General features: G+C 74.0%; 18 protein-coding genes. 11 read left to right on the top strand and 7 right to left on the bottom strand.

Going from position 1 to position 23,709, the window contains the following annotated elements:
- Positions 1 to 2 precede the first annotated feature (2 nt).
- From ACZ47G_RS05570 to ACZ47G_RS05545, 6 genes are all read left to right on the top strand, one after another.
- Complete coding sequence (locus ACZ47G_RS05570) at positions 3 to 3,092, top strand: lantibiotic dehydratase (protein ID WP_465740169.1); 3,090 nt, start codon at positions 3 to 5, stop codon at positions 3,090 to 3,092.
- Positions 3,089 to 4,873 carry an ABC transporter ATP-binding protein gene (locus ACZ47G_RS05565; RefSeq protein ID WP_465740168.1) on the top strand — a complete coding sequence of 595 codons (1,785 nt, stop codon included), beginning with the start codon at positions 3,089 to 3,091 and terminating at the stop codon, positions 4,871 to 4,873. Before ACZ47G_RS05570 ends, ACZ47G_RS05565 begins: the two co-directional genes overlap by 4 nt.
- An 81-nt stretch (positions 4,874 to 4,954) precedes the next feature.
- Positions 4,955 to 5,896: an LLM class flavin-dependent oxidoreductase gene (locus ACZ47G_RS05560; protein WP_465740167.1), complete on the top strand. Its 942-nt coding sequence runs from the start codon at positions 4,955 to 4,957 to the stop codon at positions 5,894 to 5,896.
- 162 nt (positions 5,897 to 6,058) lie between these two features.
- A complete protein-coding gene (locus ACZ47G_RS05555) occupies positions 6,059 to 7,330 on the top strand; it encodes an erythromycin esterase family protein (protein WP_465740166.1) in 1,272 nt (423 codons plus the stop codon).
- 123 nt (positions 7,331 to 7,453) lie between these two features.
- A complete protein-coding gene (locus tag ACZ47G_RS05550; protein WP_465740165.1) occupies positions 7,454 to 8,731 on the top strand; it encodes a sensor histidine kinase in 1,278 nt (425 codons plus the stop codon).
- A complete protein-coding gene (locus ACZ47G_RS05545; protein WP_465740164.1) occupies positions 8,719 to 9,426 on the top strand; it encodes a response regulator transcription factor in 708 nt (235 codons plus the stop codon). Before ACZ47G_RS05550 ends, ACZ47G_RS05545 begins: the two co-directional genes overlap by 13 nt.
- Here the strand turns inward: ACZ47G_RS05545 and ACZ47G_RS05540 are convergent.
- Positions 9,377 to 10,537 carry a glycosyltransferase family 4 protein gene (locus ACZ47G_RS05540; RefSeq protein WP_465740163.1) on the bottom strand — a complete coding sequence of 387 codons (1,161 nt, stop codon included), beginning with the start codon at positions 10,535 to 10,537 and terminating at the stop codon, positions 9,377 to 9,379. The genes ACZ47G_RS05545 and ACZ47G_RS05540 overlap by 50 nt on opposite strands.
- Positions 10,538 to 10,832: 295 nt before the next feature.
- Here ACZ47G_RS05540 and ACZ47G_RS05535 point away from each other — a divergent pair, with 295 nt between their 5' ends.
- The 3 genes from ACZ47G_RS05535 (at position 10,833) to ACZ47G_RS05525 (ending at position 14,440) form a co-directional block, all read left to right on the top strand.
- Positions 10,833 to 11,729 (top strand): Gfo/Idh/MocA family protein, encoded by an 897-nt coding sequence (locus ACZ47G_RS05535; RefSeq protein ID WP_465740550.1) that lies wholly within the window; start codon positions 10,833 to 10,835, stop codon positions 11,727 to 11,729.
- 250 nt (positions 11,730 to 11,979) lie between these two features.
- Positions 11,980 to 13,857 carry an endonuclease/exonuclease/phosphatase family protein gene (locus ACZ47G_RS05530; protein WP_465740162.1) on the top strand — a complete coding sequence of 626 codons (1,878 nt, stop codon included), beginning with the start codon at positions 11,980 to 11,982 and terminating at the stop codon, positions 13,855 to 13,857.
- Between the two features lie 76 nt (positions 13,858 to 13,933).
- Complete coding sequence (locus ACZ47G_RS05525; protein WP_465740161.1) at positions 13,934 to 14,440, top strand: GNAT family N-acetyltransferase; 507 nt, start codon at positions 13,934 to 13,936, stop codon at positions 14,438 to 14,440.
- Between the two features lie 10 nt (positions 14,441 to 14,450).
- Here ACZ47G_RS05525 and ACZ47G_RS05520 read toward each other — a convergent pair whose 3' ends face one another.
- From ACZ47G_RS05520 to ACZ47G_RS05495, 6 genes are all read right to left on the bottom strand, one after another.
- Positions 14,451 to 16,829, bottom strand: a complete 2,379-nt coding sequence (locus ACZ47G_RS05520; RefSeq protein WP_465740160.1) for an ATP-binding cassette domain-containing protein — start codon at positions 16,827 to 16,829, stop codon at positions 14,451 to 14,453.
- A 254-nt stretch (positions 16,830 to 17,083) separates the two neighbouring features.
- The gene (locus ACZ47G_RS05515) at positions 17,084 to 17,497 is read right to left on the bottom strand and encodes a VOC family protein (RefSeq protein WP_465740159.1); all 414 of its coding nucleotides are present in this window, start codon (positions 17,495 to 17,497) and stop codon (positions 17,084 to 17,086) included.
- 158 nt (positions 17,498 to 17,655) lie between these two features.
- The gene (locus ACZ47G_RS05510; RefSeq protein ID WP_465740158.1) at positions 17,656 to 18,399 is read right to left on the bottom strand and encodes a class I SAM-dependent methyltransferase; all 744 of its coding nucleotides are present in this window, start codon (positions 18,397 to 18,399) and stop codon (positions 17,656 to 17,658) included.
- 82 nt (positions 18,400 to 18,481) lie between these two features.
- Positions 18,482 to 19,240, bottom strand: a complete 759-nt coding sequence (locus ACZ47G_RS05505; RefSeq protein WP_465740157.1) for a class I SAM-dependent methyltransferase — start codon at positions 19,238 to 19,240, stop codon at positions 18,482 to 18,484.
- On the bottom strand, positions 19,233 to 19,736 hold the full coding sequence (locus ACZ47G_RS05500) for an N-acetyltransferase (protein WP_465740156.1): 504 nt from the start codon (positions 19,734 to 19,736) through the stop codon (positions 19,233 to 19,235). Before ACZ47G_RS05500 ends, ACZ47G_RS05505 begins: the two co-directional genes overlap by 8 nt.
- Positions 19,737 to 19,853: 117 nt before the next feature.
- Positions 19,854 to 20,180 carry a hypothetical protein gene (locus tag ACZ47G_RS05495; protein WP_465740155.1) on the bottom strand — a complete coding sequence of 109 codons (327 nt, stop codon included), beginning with the start codon at positions 20,178 to 20,180 and terminating at the stop codon, positions 19,854 to 19,856.
- A 217-nt stretch (positions 20,181 to 20,397) separates the two neighbouring features.
- On the opposite strand from ACZ47G_RS05495, the gene ACZ47G_RS05490 reads away from it, so the two are divergent.
- Both ACZ47G_RS05490 and ACZ47G_RS05485 read left to right on the top strand, forming a co-directional pair.
- Positions 20,398 to 22,104, top strand: coding sequence for an acyclic terpene utilization AtuA family protein (locus ACZ47G_RS05490; RefSeq protein WP_465740154.1), 1,707 nt, complete (start codon positions 20,398 to 20,400; stop codon positions 22,102 to 22,104).
- Positions 22,101 to 23,699 (top strand): acyl-CoA carboxylase subunit beta, encoded by a 1,599-nt coding sequence (locus ACZ47G_RS05485; RefSeq protein ID WP_465740153.1) that lies wholly within the window; start codon positions 22,101 to 22,103, stop codon positions 23,697 to 23,699. Before ACZ47G_RS05490 ends, ACZ47G_RS05485 begins: the two co-directional genes overlap by 4 nt.
- Positions 23,700 to 23,709 lie beyond the last annotated feature (10 nt).

Raw genomic sequence — 23,709 nt, 5'->3', positions numbered from 1 at the left:
GGGTGTCCCGCTACGTCGCCGCCGACTTCTTCCTGTTGCGCGCCCCCGCGCTGCCCGTCGACACCTACCACCGGATCACCGCCGACCCGGACCGCACCCGCGCCGAACTGCTCGCCCTCGCCGAGGACCCGGAGGTCCGCCGGGCGCTGCTGGTGGCCAGTGAGGACCTGGTGGCCGCCCTGGAGCGGCTCGACCGGACGGACGAGCGCCGCACCCGGCGCCTGCACTCCCGGCTGCTGCGCTACCTCACCCGGATGTCCACCCGCCCCACCCCGTTCGGGGCGTTCGCCGGCGTCGCGATGGGCGAGTTCGGCGAGCGCACCACCGCCCGGCTGGGCAGCCCGGCGATCCGCGACACCCGGGTCCGGGGCGACCTGGAGTGGCTGTTCGCGCTCATCCACCGGCTGGAGGGCGACCAGGCCCTGCTGCCCCACCTCGACGTGGTCGCCACCTCCACCGCGCACCCGGCCGGGGACCGCATGGTGCTGCCGTTCACCGAGGTGCACGGCAAGGAGGACAAGCGGGCCGTCCGGATCCGGGCCACCGAGCCGGTCCGGCTGGTGCTGCGGGCCGCCGCGGCGCCCGTCCCGTACCGGCGGCTGGTCGCGGAGCTGACCGACGCCTTCCCGGCGGCCGGGGAGGGGGCCGTCACCGGTCTGGTCCGTCAGCTGTGGGAACTCGGCTTCCTCGGCAGCGACCTGCGCCCGCCGCAGACCGAGGCCCGCCCGGAGGAGTACCTGCTGAAGAAGGTCACCGGCCTGCCCGGGGCCGAGGCCGTCGCCGAGGGCCTGCGCGCCGTGGTCGAGCTGACCCGCACCGCCCACGACGTCGCGGGACTGCGCGCCCTGAGCGCCGCCCAGAACGCGCTGGTGCCCGAACACCGCGGCCGCACCTACCAGTTGGACGCCACCGTCGACCTGCGCACGCCCACCCTGAACCGCGCCGTCGGCGAGGCCGCCGCCGAGGCCGTCGACGTGCTGCTGCGGCTGGCCGCCGCCTCCGGCACCGACCACCAGCACCTGGCCCGCTACCGCGAGGAGTTCGTCGAGCGCTACGGCGCCGGCGCCCGGGTGCCCGTCCTGGAGGTGCTCAGCGCCGACGCCGGCCTGGACGCGCCGCCGCTCTACTCCCAGCCCGGCCGCGCCTTCGACCTGCCGCCCACCACCAGCCCGCCGGACACCGCCCGGTACGACGCCGCCCTGCTGGACCTCGCCCAGGAGGCCTGGTGGGAGCGGTCCTTCGAGATCGAGCTGACCGACGCCCGGCTGGACCGGCTGGCCCCGCCCGGCCGCACCACCGCCGGGCCCGTCCTGCCGGTGGTCGACGCCTACCTGAGCATCGAGGCCGCCGACCGGGACGCGATCGACCGCGGCGAGTGGCGCGCCGTGCTGCGCTCCGACGGCATGGCCCAGGGCGGCCGCACGTTCGGTCGCTTCTTCGACCTGCTCGGGGTCGGCGCCGTCGAGCGGCTGCGCGACTACGCCCGGCGCGAGGAGGAGCTCTTCCCCGACGCCGTCCACGCCGAACTCGCCTTCCAGCCGACCTGGGGCCGGGCCGCCAACGTCGCCGTCCGGCCGCGGATCCGGCCGTACGAGATCCCGGTCAACAGCACCCCGTCGGTGCCGCCGGACCGGGTCGTCCCGCTGGACGACCTGCTGCTCGGCGCCACCGAGGGCCGGCTGTACCTGTGGTCCCGCCGGCTCGGCCGGGAGGTGGTCGTCGCCCAGCACCACATGCTCAGCCCGCTGATCGCCCCCGACGTGGCCCGGTTCCTGCTGGAGGTCTCCTACGACGGGTACGTGCTGCCGGTCGCCTTCGGCTGGGGCCGGCTCGCCCGGGCGCCGTTCCTGCCCCGGGTGGTCCGCGGCCGGGTGGTGCTCCGCCCCGCCCAGTGGCGGCTGACCGCCCGCGACCTCGCCGACCCGGCCGGCTGGCGGGCCCGCTGGAACGTCCCCCGGCACGTCTACCTGGTCGAGGACGACAACCGGCTGCTGCTCGACCTCGACCACCCGCAGACCCTGCCCGAACTGCGCGCGGCGCTCGAACCGGGCGCGGCGCTGACCTTCCAGGAGCTGCTGCCGGCCCACGACCGGCTCTGGCTGACGGACGTCCACGGGCGGCGCCACCACGAGGAGATCGTCGTCCCGCTGATCGTCCGGGAGGCCGCCTCGGCCGCCCGCCCGCCGGTCGGCGACCGCACCACCGCCCCCGTGCCGCGGCACCTGCCCGGCGGCGAGTGGTCGTTCCTCCAGGTGTACGCCGGCCCGGAACGCCAGGACGAGATCATCACCGGCCCGCTGCCCGAGCTGGTCGCCGGACTGCGCGCCGAAGGCCTGCTGGACCGCTGGTTCCACCTCCGGTACGCCGACCCCCACCCGCACCTGCGGCTGCGGGTGCGCAGCACCGACGCGCCCCGCACGCTCGCCCGGCTGCTCGCCTGGGGCCGTGAGCTGGTCGCCCGGGGCCTGGCCCGGGACCTCGCGGTGGCCTCCTACGCGCCCGAGGTCGCCCGCTACGGCGGCGCCGACGCCTATGACGCCGTCGAGCGGCTCTTCGAGGCCAACAGCGAGGCCACCGCCGGGCTGCTCGCCCTGAACCCCGGGCTGCGGCCCGAACCGCTGCTGGTCGGCGCCGTCGACCTGCTGTACGCCCAGTGGGGCGTCCCGCTGTCCGCCCGCGCCGACCTCGCCCCCGGTGGGCGGGCGGAGGAGGAGGCCGTCCGGCGGGCCTTCCGCGCCGACCGCGACTACCTCTGTGAGCTGCTGCGGCCCTGGCCGCGCCGCCCGCACCAGGAGGGCGCCCGGCACCGGCAGCTGCTCGCCGGGGCCTTCGCCGCCCAGCGGCCCGCCGCCCGGGCGGCCGCCGAGGCGGTCCGGGCGGCCGCGGCGGCCGGCCGGCTGGTCGGCAGCGAGCGGCGGATCCTCGCCAGCCTCGCCCACCTCCAGGTCAACCGGCTGCTGCCGATCGACCTGGCCCGCGAGGACCGCGCCTACGGCCTGTGGCGGCACACCCTGCGCGCCGTCCGCGGTCGGCTCGCCGCCGAGGACGGCCACCGCGGCACCGAACCGACCGGACCGGAGGACGGCCGATGACCTGGCTGCGCGTCATCACGCTGTTCTGGCGGCTCAGCCCCGGCAAGGTCACCGGCTACGCGCTCTGCACCGTCCTGAACGCCGCCGTCCCCGGCCTGCAGATCGCGCTCACCGCGCAGGTCGTGCAGAGCGTCGCGGACGCCGTCGGCGGCCAGGCCGGAGCCCGCGACGACGCCCTGCGGGCCGGCTACCAGCTGCTCGCCCTCGCCCTGGCCGGCCACCTGCTCGGCGTCGCCGTCCAGTACCTGGACTCGCTGCTGCGGCTGGAACTCACGACCAGCATCGGCGAGCAGGTGATGCGCAAGGGCATCACCCTGGACCTCCAGCAGTACGAGGACGCCGACGCCTACGACAAGCTCCAACGGGCCTTCCAGGAGAGCAACGGCGGCCGGGTCTACCAGCTGTTCGCCGAGATGCTGGAGGCCACCCGCGAACTGGTCACCCTGCTGTCCGTCAGCGCCGTGCTGTTCGCCTGGAGCCCCTGGGTGGCGCTGGTCATCCTGGCGTCCCCGATCCCCTCGGTGGTCGCCCACATGGCGTTCAGCCACAAGGTCTTCGAGATCGAGTACGCCCGCACCGCCGACCGCCGACGGCTGTACTACTACCAGTACCTGACCACCACCGACCACTCCTTCAAGGAGGTCCGGCTCTTCCAGCTCGGGCCCTACCTGCTGGACCGCTACCGGGAGTTGGTCCGCCGCTTCTTCCGGATCGACCGCGGGGTGGCCCGCCGCCAGTCGGTCGTCGTCGGCGGCTTCGGCCTGCTGAGCGTGCTGGCCTCCTCCGGCGCCCTGCTGTGGGCGATCCGGGACGCCGCCGACGGCAGCCGGGTCGGCGAACTGGCCGGTTACCTCCAGGCCATCGGCACCGTGCAGGTCGCCGCGCACGGACTGCTGCTCGGCGCCGCCTCCCTCTACAAGGACACCCTGTTCCTCGGCAACCTGTTCGGCTTCCTGGACCTCCCGGAACGCCGGATCGCCGGCGGCGACCGGCCCTTCCCGGCCACCCTGCGCGAGGGCATCGAGTTCCGCGACGTCAGCTTCCACTACCCCGGCACCGACCGGCCCGTCCTGGACCGGCTCAGCTTCCGCATCCCGGCCGGCTCCTGCGTCGCCCTGGTCGGCCAGAACGGCGCCGGCAAGACCACCATCGTCAAACTGCTGACCCGGATGTACGAGCCGACCGGCGGCCGGATCCTGATCGACGGCGTCCCGATCGAGGAGTACGACGTCGACGACCTGCAGCGGAACATGGGCGTGATCTTCCAGGACTTCATCCGCTACGAGATGAGCGTCCGCCACAACATCGGCTTCGGCCGGGTCGAGTCGCTGGACGACCTCGGCAGGGTCCGGCAGGCCGCCGGGTCGGCCGGGGCCGCCCCCGTCGTCGACACCCTGCCCGGCGGCTACGACACCATGCTCGGCCGGCACTTCGAGGAGGGCCACCAGCTCTCCGGCGGCCAGTGGCAGAAGATCGCGCTGTCCCGGGCGTTCATGCGCAGGGCCCCGATCGTCGTCCTGGACGAGCCGACCGCCGCGATCGACGCCGAGGCCGAGGCCGAGATCTTCGGCAGGCTGCGCGACATCGCGGGCGAGTCCACCTCCCTGGTCATCGCCCACCGCTTCTCCACCGTCCGGATCGCCGACCGGATCGTCGTCGTCGCGGACGGCCGGCTGGCGGAGGAGGGCACCCACGACGAACTGCTCAGGGCCGAGGGCCTCTACGCCCGGCTCTTCCGCCTCCAGGCGTCCGGCTACCTCACCGACGCGGCCCCGCACTGACCACCCGAAGCCGCCCCGCGCCACCTCACCGACGCGGCCCCGCACTGACCACCGAAGCCGCCCCGCACCGAAAGCCCGCCGATGCCCATCTCCGTCGTCCTCCCGGTCATGCCCACCGACCCGGCCCAGCTCGTCCCGTACGCCGAACTCGTCCGGGACGGCCGGGCGGCCCGACTGTGGCAGGGCCAGTCGCTGCGCCTGGAGACCCACCAGGCCTTCGCCTACCTGGCCGGCCTCGGCCACCGGGTGCCGGTCGGCACCGCCGTCGCCCTGATGCCGCTGCGGCACGAACTCGACGCCGCCCTCCAAGCCCGCTCACTGGCCCGGCTGACCGGCCACCGGACGGTCCTGGGCCTCGGCCCGGGCGCGGCCGACTTCGTCGCCCAACTGCGCGGCGCGCCCTACCCGCGCCCCGGCGAGGCCGCCGCCGGGTACCTGCGCACCGTCCGCGCGCTGCTCGCCGGAGCCTCCCACGGCGGCCTGCCCGAGGAACTCGACCACCCCGGTGTGGAGTTGGGCCTCGGTGTGCTCCGGCCGGCGCTGGCCCGGGTGGCCGGGCGGGAGGCCGACGCGGCCATCACCTGGCTGACCCCGCCCGGGTACCTGCGGGACACCCTCGGCCCGGCGCTGGCCCGGGGCGCGGCCGAGGCGGAGCGGCCGGTGCCCCGGCTGGTCACCGTCGTCCACGCGGCCCTCGACCGCCCCGGGCGCAACCCGTACCGGCTCGCCTACGACGCCGCCCACGTCCACCTGGCCTCGCCGCACTACAGCGACATGCTGCGCCGGGCCGGGCTGCGGGTGCACCCCGCCAGCCCCTCGCTGGGCGCCCGGGCCCTGGTCGACTCCGGCACCTTCGTCCACGGCGACGCCGCGGCGGTGGCCGCCGGCCTGGCGGAGTACGCCCGGGCCGGGGTGGACGAGGTGGTGGTCAACGTCGCGGGCGTGGCGATCGCCGAGGGGGCGGAGGCGGCGCTGGCGGACCTGGGGGCGATCCTCGACGCCGTTGGCCCGGCGCTGCGCTGACTGCCCGTCAGCTCTCGGTTTCGCGAGGGCGGACGGTCGAAGGGGCACGGTCGTTCGCGTAGGATCGGTCGTCCGGGCCGGGAGTGACGTCCGGGCCGGGAGTGACGTCCGGGCCGGGCGAGACGTCCGGGCCGGGGCGAAGGGGCGGACGAAGGGGTGGACGTGAGCAGGGACGTGACGGACTGGCTGGCCGCGAACGCCGTCCCGCTGGCCGGCCTGGACGCCGGCCGCCCAGCCGAGGACCTGGCGCCGCTGCGCCGGGTGCTGGCCGGGGTGGAGGTCGTCGGGCTCGGCGAAGCCACCCACGGGACGGCCGAGTTCTTCCGGCTGAAGCACCGGCTGCTCGAATTCCTGGTCCGCGAACTCGACTTCGGAGCCCTGGCGATGGAGGCCAGCGCGGCCGACGCCGAGGCCGTGGACGGCTACGTCCGGTACGGCGCCGGCGATCCGGTGGTCGCCCTCGACCGGCTGGGCTTCTGGACCTGGAAGACCTACGAGGTGCTCGCCCTGGTCGAGTGGCTGCGCGAGCACAACCGCGCGCTGCCCGAGGCCCGGCGGGTGCGCTTCGTCGGCATCGACCCGCAGCGCAGCGCCGGCTCCGCGGCGGAACTCCACGCCTTCCTCCGGCAGGTGGCGCCCGAGCGGGCCGCCGCCGTCCACCACACCCTGCGGGCGATCGGCGACAGCACCCCGGCCGGGCACCCCGACGGGGCGGCTGAACTGGTGGCCTGTGCAGGGCAGTTGCTCGAAGAACTGGAAGAGCGTCGGGAGGACCACGCGGCCCGGGCCGGCGCCGCCGCCACCGACCGGGCGCTCGCCCACGCCCGCAACCTGGTCCGGGCCGCCGACCTGGCCGGCCGGCCGCCGCTGGGCACCGACGGTGCCGTCGAGGAGGGCTCGCTGGCCGCCCGCGACCGCCACATGGCCGAGGCCGTCGCCGAACTCCACGACACCACCGGGCTGAGGACGGCCGTCTGGGCGCACAACAGCCATGTGATGACCGGCCGGTACGCGGCCGGCGTCCCGGCGATGGGCCACCACCTGCGCGAACGCTACGGCGACGGCTACTACGCCCTCGGCCTGCTGCTCGGCAAGGGTGCCTTCCGGGCCCGTACCGGCTCCACCCGCGCCCGCCCGCCGCACCGCCACGGCATCGGCAGCGGCGGACCGAAGTCCGTCGAGGGCCAACTCGCCGCCGCCCACCGCGACGACCACCTGATCGACCTTCGCGCCGCCCGCGGTGAGCCCGCCGTCGAAGCCTGGCTGGCCCAACGGCACTACCTGCGCAGCTTCGGCGCGGGCGTGCCCCGCTTCACCTACCGCTTCGAACTCGCCCCGACCGTACTGGCCGAGGAGTACGACGGCCTCGGCTACGTCCGCCGCTCCACCTGCTCCCGCCCCCTGCCGCTGCCCCCGGAGCCGGGCGGCCGCTGACCACCGCCCCCCGCGCGGGCCGTCGCCGCTCCGCCGCCCCGGACCGTGCGCAGGCCGCCCCCGGCGGCCCGGTAGGGTCGGGCCCGGAGTTCGTACGCGTCCGGGGAGGGGAGGGGAGGTGCCATGACGGTCGCCGTCTGGGGGGCCGTACGACGGCCGCCGCGGGCCTTCCTGTGGTCGGCCTGGCCGCTGCGCGCCTGGGCGTTCCTGCTGACCGGCACCCTCCAGGGCGTCGTGGTACTGCTGCTGACGGTCGCGCTGCTGCTGATCGGGGCCGGGCTGTCGCTGGTCGGGATCGGCCTGCTGGTGCTGGCCGGGGTGGCCGTGCTCGGGGTGCCGCTCGCCGCGCTGGAGCGGCGCCGGCTGCTGCTGGTCGAACCCGTGCCGCTGCCCGACCCGCACGGCTCGCTGCCCGGCGCGGGGGCACCGGCCTGGCTGCGGACCAGGCTCCGGGAGCGGGCCACCTGGCGCGAACTGGCGTACCTGCTGGTCCAGTCCGTGCTGTTCACCGCGAGCGGCCTCGGCTTCCTGGCGCTGCTCGGGTTCTCGCTGATGCTGCTCTCCACGCCGGTGGTCGTCTGGGCGATCAGCCCGGACACCGTGATGCTGATCCCGGGCCGGCCGATCACCCACTCGCTCGCGGCCCTGCCCGGCAGCGCCGTCGGACTGGTCGGACTGGTGCTCTCCGCCTACGCCGGTGCGCTGCTGGCCGGCGCCCAGGTGTGGACGGCGCAGCTGCTGATCGCCGCCCGGGAGGAGGACCTCGGCCGCCGGGTGGTCGAACTCACCCGCTCCCGGGCCCGCCTGGTGGACGCCTTCGAGGCCGAGCGGCGCCGGATCGAGCGCGACCTGCACGACGGCGCCCAGCAGCAACTGGTCGCCCTGAGCATGACCCTGGGCCTGGCCGAACTGGAGCTGCGCGGGCAGCACCCGGGCGCGGCCGAGCTGGTCACCCGGGCCCGCGGCGAGGCCCGGCAGGCCCTGGAGCAGCTGCGCACCCTGGTGCGCGGGATCCACCCCCAGGTGCTCACCGACCACGGACTGCCGGCGGCCGTCGCCGAACTGGCGCTGCGCCACCCGATCCCGGTCACCGTGGACCTCGACCTGCCGCACCGGCTGCCCGGCCCGGTGGAGACCGCCGCCTACTTCACCGTCACCGAGGCGCTCACCAACGCCGCCAAGCACAGCGGCGCGGCGGAGATCGCCGTCGAGGGCGCGATCCGGGGCGGGAAGCTCGTGCTGCTCGTCACCGACGACGGCCGTGGCGGGGCCGATCCCGCCACCGGCGCCGGCCTCCAGGGGCTGGCCGACCGGGTGGCCATCCTGAGAGGACGACTCATCGTGACCAGCCCGGTCGGCGGACCGACCCGACTGCGCCTGGAGGTCCCGTGCTCCGGGTAGTGCTCGCCGAGGACGCCGTCCTGCTGCGGGCCGGCCTGGTGGAGCTGCTGGGGCGGGTCGGGCACCGGGTGGTCGCCGCCGTCGGGGAGGCGGGGGAGCTGGCCCGGGCCGTGGACGCCGAGCGGCCCGACGTCGTCATCACCGATGTGCGGATGCCGCCGGACTTCCGGGACGAGGGGCTCCGGGCCGCCGTCGAACTGCGCTCCCGGCACCGCGGGTTGCCCGTCCTGGTGCTCTCCCAGTACGTGGCGACGGCGTACGCGACCCAGCTGTTCGGCGCGGACGCGGCCACCGACGGCGGTCTCGGCTACCTGCTCAAGGACCGGGTCGGCGAGGTCGCCGACTTCCTCGACGCGCTGGAGCGGGTGGCGGACGGGCAGACCGTCCTGGACCCGGAGGTGGTGCGGGTGCTGCTCGGGCAGCGCACCGCCGACGAGCCGCTGAAGCGCCTCACCCCGCGCGAGCGGGAGGTGCTGGGGCTGATGGCGGAGGGGCTCAACAACCAGTCGATCGCCCGGCGGCTGACCGTCACCGAGGCCTCGGTGGTCAAGCACTCCGGCAACATCTTCATGAAGCTGGACCTCGACCCGGTGGAAGGCAACCGGCGGGTGCTGGCTGTGCTGGCGCACCTGCGGGGCCGGCCGGTCACCCCACCGGCGGGACAGTGGCCGAGCGAAGGTCCACCCCGGGCGTGAGCAGCCGGTTGAGCCGCTCCGCCGAGGCGTCCCAGGACCACTGCCCGGACACCCACGCCCGGCCGCGCCGCCCGAACTCCCGAGCCCGGTCCGGGTCCAGCAGGGTCGCGGTCAGGGCCTCGGCCACGGCCCGGACGTCCCGGCCGTCCACCACGCTCCCGGTCCGGCCGTCCAGCACCGCGTCCGGTGCGCCGCCGGAGTCCCCGGCCACGACCGGCAGGCCGCTCGCCGCGGCCTCCAGGAAGACGATGCCCAGGCCCTCGGCCTCCAGGCCGGCCCGCCTGGTGCGGCACGGCATGGCGAAGACGTCCGCCGCCGGGTAGTACCGGGCCGTCGACGTGTGGTCCCGGCCGCCGGTGAACACCACGGATCCCGGGGCGAGTTGGCTCGCCAGCCGGCGCAGCCGCGGTTCGTCCGGGCCGTGCCCGACGATCAGCAGGACGGCGTCCGGCACGCTCCGGCGGATCAGCGGCAGCGCCCGGATCAGGGCGTCCTGGCCCTTGCGGGGCACCAGCCGGGACACGCAGAGGATCACCCTGGCGTCGCCCAGCCCGTACCGGGCGCGGACCGCCCGGCGGTGCTCGGCGGAGGGCCGGAACAGCTCGGCGTCCACACCGGGGACGAGCCGCACCAGCCGGGCCCGCGGCCCGAGCGCCGGGGCGATCCTGCGGCGGGTGTACTCGCCGAGGTAGGTGACGGCGTCGACGTGGTCGCCGATCCGGCGCAGCAGTCGGCGGGCGAGCGGGGCGCGGGCCCACCAGATCTCGTGGCCGTGGGTGGTGGCGACGCTGCGTTCGACGCCGCCCCGGTGCAGCGCGGGTGCCATCGCGGCCAGTGGGGCGGCGGCCCCGAACCAGACCCGGTCGCAGCCGTGGGCGCGGGCGATCTCCACGGCCCGGCGGGTGGTCCGGGGGGTGGGCAGCAGGGTGCGGCTGCGGTCCCGGACCACCGGGAAGGGCAGGGCGGCGTCGTGGGCGGCGGCGCCCGGCTCGCGGGAGGTGTAGACCACCACATCGTCGCCGGGGACGCGCACCGCCATCGCGTGCACGAAGGTCTCGATGCCGCCCTGCCGGGGCGGGAAGTCGTTGGTGACGATCAGGGTGGTGCCCATGGGGTGTCGGTGCCTCGCATCCGGAGGGGCCCGGCGGTCGTCGCCGGGCCGGGGGAGAGCCACAGGGAAAGTGGCGCCCCGCCATTGCAGCCGCCGGAGGCCGGTGCCGTCATGACGTCCAGGTCGAGATCCGGTGGTCGGGTTTCCCCTACCATCCGTGCGCCGGGGCCCCGTTGGGCGCCGCCCGGGCTCGGGCCCGGAGCGGCCGGGCCGCGGCCGCGTAGGGTGGCCGGGAACGAAGACCGGCCGCACCCCAGGAGCACTCATGACCTCGACCGCTGTCCCCGCCGGCCCGCTGCCGGTCGGGGTGATCGGACTCGGCGACATCGCGCAGAAGGCGTACCTGCCGGTGCTGACCGCCCTGCCCGGACTGGACCTGCGGCTGATGACCCGGGACCGGGCCAAGCTGGACCGGCTGGGGGAGGCCCACCGGGTCGACGCCGGGCGGCGGTTCACCGACCTGGGCGCGCTGATCGACAGCGGCATCCGGGCCGCCTTCGTGCACGCGGCCACCGACCAGCACGTGCCGATCGTCGAGCGGCTGCTCGGCGCCGGGGTGGACGTCTACGTGGACAAGCCGCTGGACTACACCGTGGACGGCGCCCGGAAGCTGGTCGACCTCGCCGACCGGACCGGCCGTTCGCTGATGGTCGGCTTCAACCGGCGCCACGCGCCCGGCTACGCCCAGGCCCTGGAGCGCCCGCGCGACCTGATCGTGCTGCAGAAGAACCGCGAGGGCCTCGCCGAGGCGGCGCGTTCGCTGGTCTTCGACGACTTCGTGCACGTGGTGGACACCCTGCGGTTCCTGGTGCCCGGCGAGATCGAGCACGTGGACGTCCGGGCCCGCAAGGACCGCGAGGGCCTGGTGGAGCACGTGGTGCTCACCCTCGGCGGGGAGGGGTTCACCGCGCTGGGCATCATGAACCGGGTCTCCGGCTCCACCGAGGAGGTGCTGGAGGTCTCCGGCGGCGACTCCAAGCGCGAGGTGCGCAACCTGGCCGAGGTGATCGACCACCGCGGCCAGCCCACCGTCCGGCGGCGCGGCGACTGGGTCTCGGTGGCCCGCCAGCGCGGCATCGAGCAGTGCGTGCTGGCCTTCCTGGACGCCGTCCGGGCCGGGAAGACCCTGGACGCGCATGACGCGCTGCGCACCCACGAGCTGTGCGAGCTGATCGTGGAGCGGATCGGGTAAAGCCGGGCAAAGCCAGGGTCAAGCTGGCTGAAAGCTGGGTGAAAGCTGGAAGGAGCCTGGGAAGCGACTGAATTGACGCTTCCGCAGGTCATCCGGCCGGAACCGACAGTTCATTGACGAGGTCTTGTCGGGGCATTTTCTACGCGCGTATCTTGAGGTCGCCGCGGGGGGCGGGTGCCGCCTCCCGTGCTCTCCCCACCTTCCTTCTACGCGAGTAGCGTCCGCTGCCCGAGCTAGGAGCCATGCCCCGGTGACCACCGCCCCCGCCCTCCGCCCCCGCAGGGCCGCGCTGCTGCGCGCCGCCATCGCCCCCGCCGCGCTGGCCGTCTCGCTGGTGCTCGTCCCGCTCCCGGCCGCCAAGGCCGCCGGCGCGCCCGCCGCCCCGCCCGCGCCGACCGAGGCCGGCCCGCTGCGGATCCACGACATCCAGGGCACCACCCGGGTCTCCCCGCAGGCCGGCAAGCCGGTCACCGGCGTGCCCGGAATCGTCACCGGCGTGCGGGCGTACGGCAGTTCCAAGGGATTCTGGCTCCAGGACCCGAACCCGGACGCCGACCCGGCCACCAGTGAGGGCATCTTCGTCTACACCGGCGGAAACCCGACCGTGAAGGTCGGCGACTCGGTGCTGGTCAGCGGCAAGGTCACCGAGTACTACCCGAACTACTCGGGCGGCTCGCAGTCCGTCACCGAACTCAGCGGCCCCGCCGTCACGGTGCTCTCGGCCGGCCACCCGCTGCCCGCCCCCGTGGTCGTGGACACCCGCGACATCCCCGGCAGCTACGCCCCGCCGGCCGGGCCCGACGGCAGCATCGACGCCACCCGGCTGAACCCCGAGAAGTACGCCCTGGACTTCTACGAGTCGCTGGAGGGCATGCTCGTCCAGGTCAAGGACGTCCGGGTGATACAGGCGACCGACAAGTACAACGAGCTGTGGGTCGCCGCCGACCGGCAGGACCAGCGCAGCAAGCGCGGCGGGGTGCTCTACGAGTCCTACCGCGAGCCCAACGTCGGCCGGCTGATGGTGCAGCAGCAGGCCGCCGTCTCCCAGCAGCCCTTCCCGGTGGCCAACGTCGGCGACGAGCTGACCGGCACCACCACCGGCCCGCTGGACTACAACCAGTTCGGCGGCTACACCCTGGTGGCCGGCACCCTGGGCACGCTCAGGGACAACCACCTCCAGCGTGAGGTCACCGCCCAGCCGAGCGAGCGCGAACTCACCATCGCCACCTACAACGTGGAGAACCTGGCCGCCACCAACCCGGACGCCAAGTTCGCCCAGCTGGCCCAGGGCATCGTCACCAACCTGCGCTCGCCCGACATCGTCGCCCTGGAGGAGATCCAGGACGACAACGGCGCCAAGAACGACGGCACCGTCGACGCGAGCCAGACCGTCGCCAAGTTCCTCGCCGCGATCAAGGCGGCCGGCGGCCCCGCCTACGACTGGCGCTCGGTCGACCCCCAGGACGGCAAGGACGGCGGCGAGCCCGGCGGCAACATCCGCCAGGTCTTCCTGTTCAACCCCCAGCGGGTCTCCTTCACCGACATCCCCGGCGGCAGCGCCACCACCGCCGTCGGCGTCACCGGCACCGGCGCCACCGCCGCGCTCACCGCCTCGCCCGGCCGGATCGAGCCGGCCGACGAGGCGTGGACCAACAGCCGCAAGCCCCTGGCCGGGCAGTTCTCCTTCCGCGGCCAGAAGGTCTTCGTGATCGCCAACCACTTCAACAGCAAGGGCGGCGACCAGGGCATCGACAGCCGCTTCCAGGCCCCGACCCGCGGCTCCGAGGTGCAGCGGCTCCAGCAGGCCACCGTCGAGCAGGCCTTCGTCGCCAAGCTGCTGGCCGCCGACAAGGAGGCCAAGGTCGTCTCGCTCGGCGACTTCAACGACTACCAGTTCTCGCCCGCGCTGAGCGCGCTCACCAAGGGCGGCGTGCTGCGCGACCTGGTGAACGAGCTGCCGGAGACCGAGCAGTACTCCTACGTCTACCAGGGCAACTCGCAGGTGCTCGACCACGTCCTGGTCAGCCCCGAGGTCGGCTACGCCAAGTACGACGTGGTGCACATCAACGCCGAGTTCGCCCAGCAGGCCAGCGACCACGACCCGCAGGTGGTCCGGATCAGGCCCTGACCTGAGCTGCGGTTATCCTGCCTCCGTCGCCGGTGACCACCGGCGGCGGAGGCAGGATCGCACCACGGGGGCGGGCATGGAGTACCGGATCGAGCGGATCGGGCGCGAGGACTGGGAGCGGCTGCGCACCATCCGGCTGGCCCAACTCCTCGACACCCCTCTGGCGTTCGGTGAGACCCACGCGTACGCGCTGCTCCAGGGCGAGGGCAACTGGCGGGCCCGGACGGACTGGCTGAACGAGCCCGGCCGGATCGGCCTGGTCGCGGTGGACGAGGCCGGCGAGTGGGTCGCGACCATGCTCTCGATCCCCAGCCGCAAGACCGCCACCGTCGACCTGATCGGCGTCTGGGTCGACCCGGCGCACCGCGGCCGCGAGCGCGGCGTCGCCGACGCCCTGCTGGACGCGGTGCTCGCCTGGGCCCGGGAGGGCGGCGCCGAGTGGATGCTGCTCGGCGTCCACGAGGCGAACGACCGCGCCGCCGCCTTCTACCGGCGGCGCGGCTTCACGTACACCGGCGGCGAGACGCCGTACGTGCTGGACGAGAGCGCCCGGATCCTGGAGATGGTCCTCCCACTGGTGTAGGCAGGGTGGCTCAGCCGGTCACGTACTCCGCCAGGTGCTCGCCGGTCAGCGTCGAGCGGGCCGCGACCAGCTCGGCCGGGGTGCCCTCGAAGACCACCAGACCGCCGTCGTGCCCGGCGCCCGGACCGAGGTCGATGATCCAGTCCGCGTGCGCCATGACCGCCAGGTGGTGCTCGATCACGATCACCGACTTGCCGGAGTCCACCAGCCGGTCCAGCAGGCCGAGCAGCTGCTCGACGTCCGCCAGGTGCAGCCCGGTGGTCGGCTCGTCCAGGACGTAGACCCCGCCCTTGTCCGCCATGTGGGTGGCCAGCTTCAGCCGCTGCCGCTCACCGCCGGACAGCGTGGTCAGCGGCTGGCCGAGGCTGACGTACCCGAGTCCGACGTCGGCGAGCCGCTCCAGGATCCGGTGCGCGGCCGGCAGCTTCGCCTCCCCGTCCCCGAAGAACTCCTTCGCCTCGGTCACCGGCATCGCCAGCACCTCGCTGATGTCCCGGCCGCCCAGCCGGTACTCCAGCACCGAGGCCTGGAAGCGCTTGCCCTCGCAGTCCTCGCAGGTGCTGGCCACCCCGGCCATCATCGCCAGGTCGGTGTAGACCACGCCCGCGCCGTTGCAGGTCGGGCAGGCACCCTCCGAGTTGGCGCTGAACAGGGCCGGCTTGACGTCGTTCGCCTTGGCGAAGGCCTTGCGGATCGGGTCGAGCAGCCCGGTGTAGGTGGCCGGGTTGCTGCGCCGGGAGCCCTTGATGGCGCCCTGGTCGACCGAGACCACGCCCTCGGCCGCCGCCCCCGACCGTCGACACAGCGAGCCGTGGATCAGCGAGCTCTTCCCGGAGCCGGCCACGCCGGTCACCACGGTCAGCACCCCGAGCGGGACGTCCACGTCCACGTCCCGCAGGTTGTGGCTGTTCGCGCCGCGGATCGCCAGCGTCCCGGTGGGCTTGCGCACGTCCTCGCGCAGCGCCGTCCGGTCCGCCAGGTGGCGGCCGGTGACCGTACCGCTCTCGCGCAGCCCGGCCACGCTGCCCTCGAAGCACACCGAGCCGCCCGCCGCGCCCGCCCCGGGGCCGAGGTCCACCACGTGGTCGGCGATCGCGATGGTCTGCGGCTTGTGCTCCACCACCAGCACCGTGTTGCCCTTGTCCCGCAGCCGCAGCAGCAGGTCGTTCATCCGGCTGATGTCGTGCGGGTGCAGCCCGGTGGTGGGCTCGTCGAAGACGTACGTGGTGTCGGTGAGCGAGGAGCCCAGGTGGCGGATCATCTTGACCCGCTGCGCCTCGCCGCCGGACAGGGTGCCGGACGGCCGGTCGAGGGAGAGGTAGCCGAGGCCGATCTCCACGAAGGCGTCCAGCGCCTGCTGGAGTGCGGAGAGCAGCGGCGCCACCGAGGACTCGTCCAGTGCGCGGACCCAGTCCGCCAGGTCGCTGATCTGCATCGCGCAGGCGTCGGCGATGCTGATGCCGGCGATCCTGGACGATCGGGCGGCCGCGCTCAGTCGGGTGCCCTCGCAGTCCGGGCAGGCGGTGAAGGTGACGGCGCGCTCCACGAAGGCGCGGATGTGCGGCTGCATCGCCTCCTTGTCCTTGGACAGCATGGACTTCTGGATCTTGGGGATCAGGCCCTCGTAGGTGAGGTTGACCCCGTTGACCTTGACCTTGGTGGGCTCCCGGTACAGGAAGTCCTGGAGCTCCTTCTCGGTGTATTCGCGGATCGGCTTGTCCGGGTCGAGGAAGCCCGAGTTGGCGTACACGCCGACCGTCCACCAGCTGTCCACCTTCCAGCCGGGGATGGTGATGGCACCCTCGGCGATCGACTTGCCGTCGTCGTACAGCTGGGTGAGGTCGATGTCGGAGACGCTGCCGCGGCCCTCGCAGCGCGGGCACATGCCGCCGGTGATGCTGAAGCTGCGCCGCTCCTTGACCGTCTTGCCGGCGCGCTCCACGGTCACCGCGCCGGCGCCGCTGATCGAGGGGACGTTGAAGGAGAAGGCCTTGGGGGAGCCGATGTGCGGGGTGCCGAGCCGGCTGAACAGGATGCGCAGCATCGCGTTGGCGTCGGTCGCGGTGCCGACGGTGGAGCGCGGGTCGGCGGCCATCCGCTGCTGGTCGACGATGATCGCGGTGGTCAGCCCCTCCAGGACGTCCACCTCGGGGCGGGCCAGGGTGGGCATGAAGCCCTGGACGAAGGCGCTGTAGGTCTCGTTGATCAGCCGCTGCGACTCGGCGGCCACGGTGTCGAAGACCAGCGAGCTCTTGCCGGAGCCGGACACCCCGGTGAACACCGTCAGCCGGCGCTTGGGGAGGTCGACGCTGACGTCCTTGAGGTTGTTCTCGCGTGCCCCGTGCACGCGGATCAGGTCGTGGCTGTCGGCGGCGTGCGGCTCGGCCATCGTGGTCTTCGCTCCGTGTCTCTCTGGCGGTTCGGTGGGTGGCATCCCCCGGGCGGGTGGCGTCCCGGGTGGGTGGCGTCTCGGGTGGGTGGGGTTCGGGTGGGGGCCGTTCGGCGGGCCCGGCCCAGGCGGGGCTGGAACAGGGGGGGGAGGGGGAGGGGGGGGGGGGGGGGGGGGGGGGGGGGGGGGGGGGGGGGGGTTTGGGGGGGGGGGGGGGAGAGGGGGGGGGGGGGGGGGGCGGCCCCGGGGCGGGGTCAGCGCACTTCGTTGAAGCGGACCATGTTGCCCGCCGGGTCGCGGAAGGCGCAGTCGCGGACACCGTACGGCTGGAGCGTCGGCTCCTGGACGAGCTCGGCGCCGCCGGACTTCAACCGGTCGAACACCCCGTCCAGGTCGGAGGTGGCGAGCACCACCCGGGCGTAGGTTCCCTTGGCCATCATCTCGGTGATGGTACGCCGCTCGTCCTCGGTGATGCCCGGGTCCGCGAACGGCGGCTCCAGCACCAGCGACACGCTCGGCTGGCCGGCGGGCCCGACGGTGATCCACCGCATCGGGCCGCCGCCGACGTCCTGGCGGACCTCGAAGCCCAGCAGGTCACGGTAGAAGGCGAGCGAGGCCTCCGGGTCGGTGTGCGGGAGGAAGGTCCAGTGAATGCTGATGTCGTTCATGACCGCAACGCTAGGCGCGGCCCCCGGGCGGGCGCTTCTCGAAAACTGATCGACCCCGGGGAGCGGCGGAGGTGATCTCCGCTCCCCGGGGTCGATGGTCAGGCGCGCCCGCGTGCGCTGCTCAGGCGTGGCCGCTCAGGCGCGCCCCCGTACGCCGCTCAGGCGCGGCAGCGCAGCATCTCCAGCGGAGGGTGGGCGAGCACGTCCGCCCAGAAGTCCTCGCCGTACTCGCGCAGGCCCTCCTCGGAGATCCCGAGCGGCACCCACTCCAGCTCGGAGAACCCGGCCTCGCTCAGCGACTCCTGGTAGACCTCGCGGCGCGGGACCGTGCCGAGGATGCTGATCGGCTGCGGGTCGAGCAGCGCGGTGACCTTCACCCGCGGGCCGGTCTCGACGTGGTCACCGGTCGGCTCGCAGCGGAACCCGTACTGCTCCAGGGACGCGCAGTCGAAGGCGTAGTCCGGCTTCTGGGCGAAGACGTAGAACTCCCCGCCCGGCACCAGGCTGCGGTGGATGTTGCGACACATCCGGTCCAGCGACGCGCGGTCCTCCGCGTAGTTGAGGCACTGCACCGCCAACGCCACATCGAACTGCCGCTCCAGCGGCCGAAGTTCGGCCACGTCGCCGACCTCGTAGCGCACCCCCAGCGGCTCGCGCTGCTCGAACGACTCCGCGGCGGCGATCATCTCGGTGGAGATGTCGACCCCGAGCACCTCCGTCGCACCGCGCCGCCGGACCTCGCGGCTGTAGAAGCCCGTCCCGCAGGCCAGGTCGAGGACGGCCTTGCCGCGCACGTCCCCGACCATGGCGAGGAAGCTCGGCACCTCCCCGAAACGCGTCAGTGGCAGGGCCTTGAAGCCCTCGAACGCCTCGCCGATCCCGTCGTACTGCTGCACGCCCATCGTGTGCTCCTCCCGTGTCTGACGACCTGACGGGAAGTCTTCCGCAGCGCCGCGGACCGCCTGTACTGGCAGAAGCCACGAATCAGCGGCGCCGTGCGAGGTGCACGGTGATGTCCGCGTCCAGTCGGACGCGCTCCGGCAGCGCCGCCAGGATCCGGCGCAGCACCTCCGCCCGGGCGGACTCCGGCAGGACGAGATAGGCCGAGACGGTCGACAGATGGCCGACGTACTCCGCCGCGGTCACCGTCAACCGCCGTACCAGTACGGCCTGTCGGACGTCGTCGAAGTGCTCGGAGCGCGCCAGCTCGGTGCCCGGCCACTGCAACTCCCGCTCCGGCGGCGTCCCGTCCGGGGAGGGCAGGTCGTCGCTCTCCAGGAACGGCGCCCGGGCCTCGCGGACGGCCTCCGCCACCGCCGGATCGGCGATCTCCACCGGGCCGCCGACGTTGGCGAACACGCCGCCGGGGCGCAGCAGTTCGGCCATCCGCCGGCACCGGCCCGCCGGCTGGGTCCAGTGCAGTGCGGCGGCCGCGTACACCAGGTCGTACGGCCCGTCCGGGGGCAGCTCCTCGAAGGCCGCCCGCAGCGTCCGGACGTTCCCCGGGGCGTGCCGGCGCAGTTCGGCGAGCATCGCGCCGTCCGGTTCGGTCGCGGTGACGGCCACGCCGCGCCCGGCGAACAGCCGGGTGGCCTTGCCGGTGCCGGCGCCGATCTCCAGGGCGGTCCGCGGCGGCCCGCCGGCGTACTCCGCGACCAGGTCGAAGAGTTCCGCGGGATACCCCGGCCGGTACCGCTCGTAGGCCTCCGCGACGGGCCCGAAGCTCAGCGCGCGATCAGTCATTCCGGGCCTCCGGCAGGGCCAGCCACTCCTCCCAGCTGAGGTCGCGCCCCAGGAACCGCGGCTGCCGGAACGGCCAGTCGGCGGCGATCCACCGCGGCACCAGCGCGTCCAGCGCCTCCTCCACCTCGCTGCCGACCAGCTCGTCCACCACCCACCAGGCGATCTCCCCGTCCGCCCCGGCCCGCTCCGGCGGATCGAGGTACACGCACCCGCGCACCGCCGTCTCCGCGCCGTCCAGCAGCACGTAGTTGAACGACTGGTGCGCGGCGATCTCCCGCTCGTGCCGCGCCAGGTCCACCCGGTTGGCCTCGGCCGTCATGCTCTCCGCCGGCCAACCCCAGGCCGGCCCGAAGATCCCGAAGAGCCGCTCCCGCGACCCCATCACGGCCGGATAGTCCATCGGCGCATCCGCCTCCCGGATCGGCCGCAGGTGGTACGCCCCGCCGAGCAGCGGCACATGGACGGGGTGGACGAAGTCAGCAGGAAGCCAGGTCATGCCGCCGAGGCTATCCGTGCACCCGCCGTGACCGCACCGGATATCCGGCGCCCGGCCCGGCGGCCGCTCCGCCGCGACGTCGCCCCGCCCCGTCTCCGTCGTACCCCGTCGGGTACGTCAGATGGTCCAGTCGACGGGGTAGTTGACGATCGGGGTGAACGTCACGCCGACCGCCTCCGCCTCCGCGCGCGCGTCGACGACCATCTCCTTCAGGTGGTCCAGCTGCGCCGCGTGCTCTTCCGAGTCCCAGACGCTGACGTGGACGGCCGAGCCCTCCGGCGAGACGCCCGCGTAGAAGTGGATGAGCCCCGGCAGCCGCCGGACGGCCGGGATCAGGTACTCCGAGGTCCTGGTGTTCATCGCGTCGACCTCTTCGAACCGGCCCGGGTCGAAGGTGGCACGCGAAATCCGGAAGTGCGCACCCGCGGGCAACGACTCGGTCACGATGATCCCCCGTCTCTCGATGAACTGCGTCCCGGGAACCCTACCGCCCTGGCCCCGCCGGAGGGCATCGATGTCCGCATCCCCGGCCGCGGTCCCGGCGTGAAGAAAGGCGTGAAGAAACAAGCAGGCATGATTGCTTTTTTCTCCGGCCGGTGCCACGCTGCTGCCCGGTGGCCCGCGTGTGGAGTGCCGCCAACCCACCGGCAGGGGAGGCGTATTGGCGCGCGCGAGCTCGGTACTGCGGATCGGCAATGCCTCCGGGTTCTACGGGGACCGCTTCGCGGCGGTGCGGGAGATGCTCACGGGCGGGCCGCTGGACGTGCTCACCGGGGACTACCTCGCCGAGCTGACCATGCTGATCCTGGCCCGGGACCGGCTGAAGGACCCGTCGCTCGGGTACGCCCGGACGTTCCTGCGGCAGATGGAGGAGTGCCTCGGGCTGGCCCGGGAGCGGGGCGTACGGATCGTGGTGAACGCGGGCGGCCTCAACCCGGCCCGACTCGCCGAGCGGCTGCGGGAGTTGGCGCAGCGGCTGGGCGTCCCGACGGCCGTCGCCCACGTCGAGGGGGACGACCTGCTGCCGCGCCGGGCCGAACTCGGCCTGCCCGAGCACCTGTTGGCCGCCAACGCCTACCTCGGCGGCTTCGGCATCGCCGCCTGCCTGGCCGAGGGCGCGGACGTGGTGGTCACCGGCCGGGTGACGGACGCCGCGCTGGTGGCCGGTCCGGCGATCGCCCGCTTCGGCTGGACCGCCGCCGATCTGGACGCCCTGGCCGGGGCGGTGGTGGCCGGGCACGTCCTGGAGTGCGGGGCGCAGGCCACCGGCGGCAACTACGCCTTCTTCCGCGAGCACGACGTGGACCACCCGGGCTTCCCGCTGGCCGAGCTGCACCCCGACGGCTCCAGCGTGATCACCAAGCACCCCGGCACCGGCGGGGCCGTCACCGTCGGCACCGTCACCGCCCAACTCCTGTACGAGACCGGCGGACCGCACTACCTCGGCCCCGATGTGACCGCCCGGCTGGACAGCGTCCGGCTCACCGAGGACGGCCCGGACCGGGTGCGGATCGACGGGGTGCGCGGCGAGGCCCCGCCGCCCACCCTCAAGGTCGGCCTCAATCGCCTCGGCGGCCACCGCAACGAGGTGGTCTTCGTCCTCACCGGCCTGGACATCGAGGCCAAGGCCGCCCTGGTGCAGCGCCAGTTCGCCGCCGCCCTGCCGCCCGAGGCCGGCCCGGCCGAGCTGCGCTGGACCCTCGCCCGCACCGACCATCCGGACGCCGGGACCGAGGAGGCCGCGTCCGCCCTGCTCCGGCTGACCGCCCGGGACCGGGATCCGGCCAAGGTCGGCCGTGAACTCGGCAAGACCGCCGTGGAGTTGGGCCTTGCCGGGTATCCGGGCTTCCACCTCACCGCCCCGCCCGGCCCGGGGGCGCCGTACGGGGTGTTCACGGCGGCGCAGGTGGACGCCAAGCTGGTCGAGCACACCGCGGTGCTGTCGGACGGCCGCCGGATCACCGTCCCACCGGCCCCGGTGACCTCCCAACCGTCCACTGTGTCGGAGGAGTTGCCCGAACCCCTGCCCCCCGGACCGACCCGCCGCGCCCCGCTCGGCCTGGTGCTCGGCGCCCGCAGCGGGGACAAGGGCGGTGACGCCAACCTGGGTCTCTGGGCCCGCACCGAGGACGGCTGGCGCTGGCTGGCGCACACCCTCACCGTCCACTGGCTGCGCGAACTCCTGCCAGAGGCGGCCGAGTTGCCCGTCAGGCGGCACCTACTGCCGAACCTCAGAGCGGTCAACTTCACCCTCACCGGCCTGCTCGGCGAGGGCGTCGCCGCCCAACACCGCTTCGACCCCCAGGCCAAGGCCCTGGGGGAGTGGCTGCGTTCGCGCCACCTCGACATTCCGGAGGTTCTGTTGTGACCGCCCTGCCTACCCGCGTCGACCCGGCCGGGGCCGAGTACGCGGAGCACCGTGCCGCGATGATCGCCAAGTTGGCGGAGCTGGACGCCGAGCACGCCAAGGCGTTGGCCGGCGGCGGGCCCAAGTACGTGGAGCGGCACCGGAAGCGGGGCAAGCTGCTGGCCCGGGAGCGGATCGAGCTGCTGGTGGACCAGGACTCGCCGTTCCTGGAGCTGTCCCCGCTGGCCGCCTGGGGCAGCGACCACCCGGTGGGCGCCGCGCTGGTGACCGGGATCGGGGTGATCGAGGGCGTGGAGTGCGTGATCACCGCCAACGACCCGACGGTGCGCGGCGGCGCCAGCAATCCGTGGACGCTGCGAAAGGCCCTGCGGGCCAACGAGATCGCGCTGCACAACCGGCTCCCGCTGGTCAACCTGGTGGAGTCCGGCGGGGCGGACCTGCCCAGCCAGAAGGAGATCTTCATCCCCGGCGGCGCCCTGTTCCGCGACCTCACCCGGCTGTCCGCGGCCGGGATCCCCACGGTGGCCGTGGTGTTCGGCAACTCGACGGCCGGCGGCGCCTACGTGCCGGGCATGTCGGACCACACCGTGCTGGTCGGGGAGCGCGCCAAGGTGTTCCTCGGCGGCCCGCCGCTGGTGAAGATGGCCACCGGCGAGGAGGCCGACGACGAGTCGCTGGGCGGCGCCGAGATGCACGCCCGTACCTCCGGGCTGGCCGACCACTTCGCGGTGGACGAGGCGGACGCGATGCGGATCGCCCGCCGGATCGTCGCCAGGCTGGACCACCGCAAGCCGGGCCCGGGCCCGGACCGGCACGCCGAGCCGCCCCGGTACGACGAGGAGGAGCTGCTGGGCATCGTCCCCGGCGACCTCAAGGTGCCCTTCGACCCGCGCGAGGTGATCGCCCGGATCGTCGACGGCTCCGACTTCGACGAGTTCAAGCCGCTCTACGGCACCAGTCTGGCCACCGGCTGGGCCCGGCTGCACGGGTACCCGGTGGGCGTCCTGGCCAACGCCCAGGGCGTGCTGTTCAGCGCAGAGTCCCAGAAGGCCGCCCAGTTCATCCAGTTGGCCAACCAGCGGAACACCCCGCTGCTGTTCCTGCACAACACCACCGGCTACATGGTCGGCCGGGACTACGAGCAGGGCGGCATCATCAAGCACGGCGCCATGATGATCAACGCCGTGGCCAACTCCAGGGTGCCGCACCTGTCGGTGCTGCTGGGCGCCTCCTACGGGGCCGGTCACTACGGCATGTGCGGCCGGGCCTACGAGCCGCGCTTCCTGTTCTCCTGGCCGAGCGCCAAGTCCGCGGTGATGGGCCCGCAGCAGCTCGCCGGGGTGCTGTCGATCGTGGCCCGCCAGTCGGCCGCCGCGAAGGGGCAGCCGTACGACGAGGACGCCGACGCGGCGGTCCGGGCGATGGTCGAGCAGCAGATCGAGGCGGAGTCGCTGCCGGTCTTCCTGTCCGGCCGGCTGTACGACGACGGCGTGATCGACCCGCGCGACACCCGTACGGTGCTGGGCCTGTGCCTGTCCGCGATCCACAACGCGCCGGTCGAGGGCGCGCGTGGCTACGGCGTCTTCCGGATGTAGGGGAACCCCA

Source organism: Kitasatospora sp. NPDC030952 (assembly GCF_055571335.1).
The sequence above is the reverse complement of the archived record's forward strand: the minus strand, read 5'-3'. Positions and strand labels throughout refer to the sequence as shown.